Source organism: Calidithermus terrae (assembly GCF_003574345.1).
In the GTDB taxonomy this organism is placed as follows: Bacteria; Deinococcota; Deinococci; order Deinococcales; family Thermaceae; genus Calidithermus; species Calidithermus chliarophilus.
This window is the reverse complement of sequence record NZ_QXDL01000213.1, coordinates 1-6619: the sequence shown is the minus strand read 5'-3', so window position 1 is coordinate 6619 and position 6619 is coordinate 1. Positions and strand designations below refer to the sequence as shown.

General features: G+C 70.4%; 6 protein-coding genes and 1 riboswitch. Of the genes, 4 read left to right on the top strand and 2 right to left on the bottom strand.

Annotation, left to right across the window (positions count from 1 at the left end):
• Positions 1-355: 355 nt before the first annotated feature.
• Positions 356-1135, bottom strand: coding sequence for an undecaprenyl-diphosphate phosphatase (locus tag Mterra_RS17610; protein ID WP_119316345.1), 780 nt, complete (start codon positions 1133-1135; stop codon positions 356-358).
• A 71-nt stretch (positions 1136-1206) separates the two neighbouring features.
• On the opposite strand from Mterra_RS17610, the gene ispD reads away from it, so the two are divergent.
• The 4 genes from ispD to Mterra_RS17590 all read left to right on the top strand — a co-directional run bounded on the left by ispD (position 1207) and on the right by Mterra_RS17590 (position 5461).
• The gene (gene ispD, locus Mterra_RS17605) at positions 1207-1848 is read left to right on the top strand and encodes a 2-C-methyl-D-erythritol 4-phosphate cytidylyltransferase (RefSeq protein WP_119316344.1); all 642 of its coding nucleotides are present in this window, start codon (positions 1207-1209) and stop codon (positions 1846-1848) included.
• Positions 1836-2672, top strand: a complete 837-nt coding sequence (locus Mterra_RS17600) for a 4-(cytidine 5'-diphospho)-2-C-methyl-D-erythritol kinase (protein WP_119316343.1) — start codon at positions 1836-1838, stop codon at positions 2670-2672. Before ispD ends, Mterra_RS17600 begins: the two co-directional genes overlap by 13 nt.
• Positions 2673-2712: 40 nt before the next feature.
• A riboswitch (TPP riboswitch) is annotated at positions 2713-2811 on the top strand.
• A gap of 48 nt (positions 2812-2859) precedes the next feature.
• Positions 2860-3903, top strand: coding sequence for a thiamine ABC transporter substrate-binding protein (locus Mterra_RS17595; protein ID WP_119316342.1), 1044 nt, complete (start codon positions 2860-2862; stop codon positions 3901-3903).
• Between the two features lie 85 nt (positions 3904-3988).
• Complete coding sequence (locus Mterra_RS17590) at positions 3989-5461, top strand: ABC transporter permease (RefSeq protein WP_245971682.1); 1473 nt, start codon at positions 3989-3991, stop codon at positions 5459-5461.
• Positions 5462-5581: 120 nt separating this feature from the next.
• Here the strand turns inward: Mterra_RS17590 and fba are convergent, their stop codons facing one another.
• Complete coding sequence (gene fba / locus Mterra_RS17585) at positions 5582-6499, bottom strand: class II fructose-1,6-bisphosphate aldolase (RefSeq protein WP_119316340.1); 918 nt, start codon at positions 6497-6499, stop codon at positions 5582-5584.
• Between the last annotated feature and the right edge of the window lie 120 nt (positions 6500-6619).

The window sequence follows — 6619 nt, the reverse complement described above, 5'->3', positions numbered from 1 at the left end:
TCTACACCAAGCCCCAGTCCATCGAAGACCTTCTGGCCTTCATGACCCAGCGAATCCTGGATTTGCTCGGGCTGGAGTATCCCAGGGCACCGCGGTGGAAGGAGTGAGGGGAGCAGGAAGCGGTAAGCCGCCGGCTATCGGCTATCAGCCGTCAGCCGTCAGCCATCAGCAACGAACTAGTGGCTCGTGGGAACCCCTCCCCAACCCTCCCCGCACGCGGGGAGGGGGTATCCCCCCTAGCCCCCCTTGCTAAGGGGGGAAAAGTAAGGGCGTCTTGCGTCTTGCGTTTGGCGTACGACGTACGACGTACGACGTACGCCGCACGACCCGCACCCGGCTATCAGCTACCGACCCCTCACCGCAGGAAAAACGCCGCGTAAACGCCCCCCAGCACGATGCGGTAGATGGCGAAGGGTACGAAGGTGTTGCGGCTGACGAAGGCCAGCAGCCAGCGCACGGTGAGCAGGGCGGTGACGAAGGCGGCGACGAAGCCGGCGAGCATCAGGCCGAAGCCCTCGGTGGGGAAGGTGTCGGCGCTTTGCAGCAGGTCGTAGCCGGAGGCGGCGAGCATGGTGGGCACGGCCAGGATGAAGGAGAACTCGGCGGCGGCGCGGCGCGAGAGGCCGCTGAGCATGCCGCCGACGATGGTGGCGGCGCTGCGCGAGGTGCCGGGGAAGAGGGCGGCGAGGCCCTGGAACACGCCGATGAGGGCGGCCTGGGCCAGGGGCATCTCGTTGATGTCGTCGTACTTCTTGTGGCCCTGCAGCCAGCGGTCCACGAAGAGCAGCAGCACCCCCACCCCGATCAGGGCGCTCACCACGATCAGGTCGTTGCCGAGGATCCGGTCCTTGATGAGGCGGTAGAGCCCGAAGCCGATGACGCCGGTGGGGATGAAGGCCACGGCGATGCGCTTCCAGACCTCGAGGTCGCGCAGGAAGCGCGGGAGGTAGAGCGCCAGCACCGCCAGGATGGCGCCGAGCTGGATCACGATGAGGAAGCTTTTGGCGAAGTTGTCGGTCTCGATGGGGATGCCCAGCAGGTGCGAGGCCAGGGTGAGGTGGCCGGTGGAGGAGATCGGCAAGAACTCGGTGAGGCCCTCGAGCACGCCCAGCAGGATGGCTTCCAAAACAGTCACGCCCATGAGCCTAACACGCGAGGGCTGTGAGAGGGGCCAACGCCGCGGCTTTTCTGGTAGCCTTTGGGCTGATGTCGGTGAGCGTGCTGCTTCCCGCCGCCGGTTCGGGCGAGCGCCTGGGGCGGGGCCCCAAGGCTTTCGTCGAGGTCGGCGGCAAGGCCCTGCTCGAGTACGCGCTCGAGGCCTTCGCCTGGGCCGACGAGGTGCTCGTGGCCCTGCCCCCGGGCCATGCCCTGCCCCCGCGCCCCGGCGTGCGCTTCCTCGAGGGGGGTAAAACCCGGCAGCAGAGCGTGTGGAGGCTGCTCCAGGCCGCGACGGCCGACGTGGTGCTGGTGCACGACGTGGCCCGGCCCTTCGTGGTGCGGGCGGCGCTGGAGCGCCTGCTCAAGGCCGTCGCCGAGACGGGGGCGGCGACCCTGGCCGTCCCCGTGCCCGACACCCTGGTGGAGGACCGGGACGGGGCCTACGGCGCGGTGATCCCGCGCGAGCGCCACCGCCTGGTGCAGACCCCGCAGGGCTTCCGGCGCGAGCTGCTGATGGAGGCCCACCTCGAGGCCCTCCGCGAGGGCCGAGACTTCAGCGACGACGCCCAGATGGTGCTGGCCCTGGGGCACCCGGTCGCGCTGGTGGAGGGCGACCGCCGGATGTTCAAGCTGACCTACCCCGAAGACCTCGACCTCGCCGAAGGGCTGGCCCGCGCGTGGAACTGCTAGCCCCCGCCAAGGTGAACCTGGGCCTGTCGGTGCTGGGCAGGCTCGAGGACGGCTACCACGAGCTGCACACCCTCTTCGCCGCGCTGGACCTGGGCGACCGGATCGCCGTGGAGCCCCGCCCATCAGGGATCGCGCTCGAGGTGACGGGCGCGGAGCTCTCCGCGGGGCCGGACAACCTCGTCTATAAGGCGGCGCAGGCCTACCTCGAGGCCGCGGGCTGGCCCGGCGGGGTGTGGGTGCGGCTGGAGAAAAGGCTGCCGCTGGCCGCCGGGCTGGGCGGGGGCTCCTCCGACGCGGCGGCGGTGCTGCGGGCGCTCTCCGTCCTCTACCCCGCCCCGCTCGACCTGCCCGCCATCGCCCGGAGGCTGGGGGCCGACGTGCCCTTCTTCCTGCGGGGCGGGATGGCCGAGGGGCGGGGGGTCGGGGAACGGCTGCGGCGTGTGGAGGGCGTGGAGGCCCACCTGGTGCTGGTCAACCCGGGGATCGCGGTCCCGGCGGCCTCGGCCTACAAGGCCCTGCGGCCCGAGGAGTGGGGGCCGGAGCTCGACGTCGCGGGCGTCCTCGAGGCCCTGCGCTCGGGGCAAACCCCGCCCTACTGGAACAGCCTCGAGGCCCCGGTCTTCCGGCTCGAGCCCCAGGTGGCCGAGCTCAAGCTCTACCTGCAGGCCGTGGGGCTGCGCGGGGTGCTGATGTCGGGCTCGGGCTCGAGCGTCTTCGGCCTGGCCCACGACGCCCAGGAGGCGCGGTTCTACGCCCGGCAGCTCCAGGCCCGCTTCCCCCAGTTCTGGGTGCGGGCCGCCCGAACGGTCCCGGCGCAATTGTAGGAGCGTTTGCGGCCGGCCCCGCCCCCCGGGTGTATATTCATGGGGTCATCGGGGGTGCTTGGCGATGAGCCAAGCTGAGAAATACCCTTGGAACCTGACCCGGTTAGGACCGGCGTAGGGAGCGTGACGGGAACGAAGCAAGGCCACCGCGCCTTGAACCCCCTCCGGTGACAAGGGGGATTTTTTTATGCTCAAGAAGGTTCTTCTGGCGGCGCTGGCCCTCCTGGGGCTGGCCCAGGCCCAACCGCTCACCGTCCTGAGCCACGAGAGCTTCAACCTCGACAAGAAGCTCGTGGCCGAGTTCGAGCAGAAAAGCGGCGTCAAGCTGCGCTTGCTCAAGGCGGGCGACGCCGGGGAGATGCTGAACAAGGCCATCCTCAGCAAGGGGGCGCCCGTCGCCGACGTGATCTACGGCTTCGACAACTCCCAGCTCTCCCAGGCCCTGCAGGCCGGCATCCTCCAGCCCTACGCCTCGCCCGCCCTCTCGGCGCTGCGCCCGGAGTTCGTGCTCGACAAGACCTACCGCGCCCTGCCCGTGGACTTCGGCTACGTGGCGCTCAACTACGACAAGGCCTACTTCAAGGACAAGCCCCTGCCCCAGAGCTTCGCCGACCTCGCCAAGCCCGAGTTCGCCCGGCTGCTCGTCGTCTCCAACCCCGCCACCTCCTCCCCCGGCCTGGCCTTTCTGCTCTCGACGGTCAAGGCCTTCGGGGAGGACGGCTACCTCGAGTTCTGGGCCAGGCTGCGCGAGGGCGGGGTGCGGGTGGAGAAGGGCTGGAGCGAGGCCTACTACACCGCCTTCTCCAAGTCGGGCGGCGACCGCCCGCTGGTGGTGAGCTACGCGACGAGCCCGGCGGCCGAGCTGTTCTACTCGGAGAAGAAGCTCGACGAGCCCCCCACGGGCAACCTGCTGCTGCCGGGCAGTTCCTTCTTGCAGGTGGAGTTCGTGGGCATCCTCAAGGGCACCAAGCAGCCCGCCGCCGCGCGCAAGTTCGTGGACTGGCTGCTCTCCAAGGCGGTGCAGGAGAGCATCCCCACCGAGATGTGGGTCTACCCCACCCGCAAGGACGCCAAGCTGCCCGAGGTGTTCCGCTGGGCCGAGGTGCCCAAGGCCCCCTCCGCGCTCGAGCCCCAGAGCATCGCCAGGAACCGCGAGCGCTGGGTGAGCGAGTGGACCAAGGTGGTGGTGCAGGGGCAGTCGCCGGAGGCGGTCAAGCGGGCGCGCAAGTAATGCCGATCGGGGTCACCCCGTGCGCCTGAGCCCCCTGCTGGCCCTGCCGGTGCTGCTTTTCCTGGCGCTGGCGCTGGGCTACCCCATGTTCCGGGTGCTGGTGCTGGGCCTGGGGGAGGGCTTAGGCGAGGCCCTGCGCAACCCCTATTACTGGGGGCGGCTGGGGTGGAGCCTGGGGTACGGGCTGGCCTCGAGCCTGCTGACCGTGCTGCTGGCCCTGCCGCTGGCCTACGCCTTCCGCTACCGCTTCCCGGGGCGGGAGGCCCTGCTCTCGCTCTCGACGGTGCCCTTCGTGCTGCCCACGCTGGTGGTGGCGCTGGGCTTTCTGGCGCTGGCGGGCCCGCGCGGCCTGCTGGGGCTCAACCTGCAGGGGACGCCCTGGATCTTGCTGTGGGCGGCGGTGTTCTACAACCTGGGCCTGGTGCTGCGCCTGCTGGTGGTGCTGCTGCCGAGCCTCGAGACCCCGCTGGCCGCCGCCCGCACCCTGGGCGCTTCGCCCTGGCGGGCCTACCTGCGGGTGGGCGTCCCGCTGCTGGCCCCGGGGCTGCTGGCCGGGGGCGGCCTGACCTTCCTCTACACCTTCAGCAGCTTCGGGCTGCCGCTGGTGCTGGGCGGGACCCGCTACGCGACGCTCGAGGTCGAGATCTACACCCTGCTCAGCTACCGCCTGGCCTTCCCCGAAGCCACCGCGCTCGCGCTGGCCCAGCTCGCGGTGAGCGCGGGGGTCACGCTGCTCTACCTGTGGGCGCAGGCCCGGCTGGCCCTGTCGTTGCAGGCCGGGGCGGGCCCCCGGCCCCTCCCACGCGCGAAGGCCTGGGCGCTCGCGCTGGCGTTGTGGCTGGGGTTCACCCTGCTCTACGCCCCGCTGCTGGCCCTGCTGCTGCAAGCGCTGCAAAGTCCCGGCGCTTTCGCCTCGGTGTGGCACAGCGACGACTTCACCCCGGCCGGTGAGGCCCTCTGGAACACCCTGCGCTTCGCCGGGCTGACCCTGATGCTGGCCTTCCCCACCGGCTTCCTCTACGCCTACGCGGTGTGGCGGGGCGAGCGGCAGGGCTGGGGCACCCGCTGGCTCGACCTGGGCGGGATGCTGCCCCTGCTGGTCTCGCCGGTGCTGGTGGGGCTGGGCTACCTGCTGGCCTACCCGCGGCTCAGCGGCTCGCTGGGGCTGCTGATCGCGGCCTACGCGCTGCTGAGCTACCCCCTGCTGAGCCGGGCGCTGCTCCCGGCGCTGCGGGCCATGCCGCACAGCGTGCTCGAGGCCGCCCGCACCCTGGGCGCCGGCCCCTGGCGCCGGCTGTGGCGCGTGGAATGGCCCCTGCTGCAGCCCGCCCTGCGCTCAGGGGCGGCCCTGACCCTAGCCGCCGTGGTCGGGGAGTTCGGGGCCACGCTGGTCCTGCGCCGCCCCGAGTGGACTACCCTCTCCCTCGCCATCTACGAGCGCCTGGGCCGACCCGGCGCCACCCCCTTCGCCGAAGCTTTGGCCCTCGCCGTACTGCTGGGGCTCTTGGCGGGCGGGGTGTTCTACCTGCTCGACCGAGGACGGGGCACGGTGGGCTAGGGCCGGAGGCTCGTGGCTAGAAAGAGCAAGGGCGGGCACGGGGCCCGCCCCTACGTCATGCGTTTAGCGTTTTGCGTTTGGCTATCGGCTATCGGCGTTGGGCGTTCGACTACCGACCCTCTACGCCTTCCCCGCCGAGCCGAACAGCTCCATGCGGGCCTTGACGATCTTCTTCATCTCCTCGCGGGCCGGGCCTAAGATCTTGCGGGGGTCGAACTCCTTGGGGGTGCTGCCCAGCACCGCCCGCATCACCGCGACGAAGCCCAGGCGCAGGTCGGTGTCGGTGTTGATCTTGGCGATGCCGGCCTGGATGCCCTTCTGGATGTCCTCGGGGTGGATGCCCGCGGCGTCGCCGATCTCGCCCCCGGCGGCGCGGAAGCGCTCGACGAGCTCCTGGGGCACGCTGCTGGCCCCGTGCATCACCAGCGGGTTAGGAATGGCGGCGGCGATGGCCTTGATGCGCTCGTGGTCGATGAAGGGGCGGCCTTTGCCCTTGTAGGCCCCGTGCGAGGTGCCGATGGCGACGGCCAGGTAGTCGGCGCCGGTGGCCTCCATGAACATCTTGGCCTCGTCGGGGTTGGTGAGGAAGGCGTCCTCGGCGCTCACCACCACGTGCTCCTCGACCCCGCCCAACCGGCCGATCTCGGCCTCGACGGTCACGCCCAGGGCGTGGGCGGCCTCCACCACGCGCTTGGTCTCGCGGATGTTGGTCTCGGTGTCCTCGTGGGACTTGTCGATCATCACGCTGGTGAAGCCCATCTGGATGGCCTTGAGGCAGGACTCGTAGGAGGAGCCGTGGTCGAGGTGGATGCACACCGGCACCCGCGCGTCGCGGCCGAGCTCGCGGGCCATGGTCACCAGGGCTTTGCCGCCGTACTTCATGGCGCCTTCGGAGAGGGCGAGCAGCACCGGGCTGCGGGCCTCCTCGGCCGCCTCGAGCACCGCCTGCACGAACTCCATGTTGTTGATGTTGAAGGCCCCTACCCCGTAGCCCTCTTTGCGGGCTTTGCTCAGGATCTCCATTCCGGTTACGAGCATCTTTGTCCTCCGGGCCACAGTCTAACGTACGTCCTACGTCGTACGCCGTACGCCAAACGCAAGACGCGGGGCGCCTTGTCACCCCCCTTAGCAAGGGGGGCCGGGGGGAAGGGACGGGGT

Coding starts and splice junctions, on each gene's coding strand:
- ispD (WP_119316344.1), top strand. CDS start 1,207: ATGTCGGTGAGCGTGCTGCTTCCCGCCGCCGGTTCGGGCGAGCGCCTG.
- Mterra_RS17595 (WP_119316342.1), top strand. CDS start 2,860: ATGCTCAAGAAGGTTCTTCTGGCGGCGCTGGCCCTCCTGGGGCTGGCC.
- Mterra_RS17590 (WP_245971682.1), top strand. CDS start 3,989: ATGTTCCGGGTGCTGGTGCTGGGCCTGGGGGAGGGCTTAGGCGAGGCC.
- fba (WP_119316340.1), bottom strand. CDS start 6,499: ATGCTCGTAACCGGAATGGAGATCCTGAGCAAAGCCCGCAAAGAGGGC.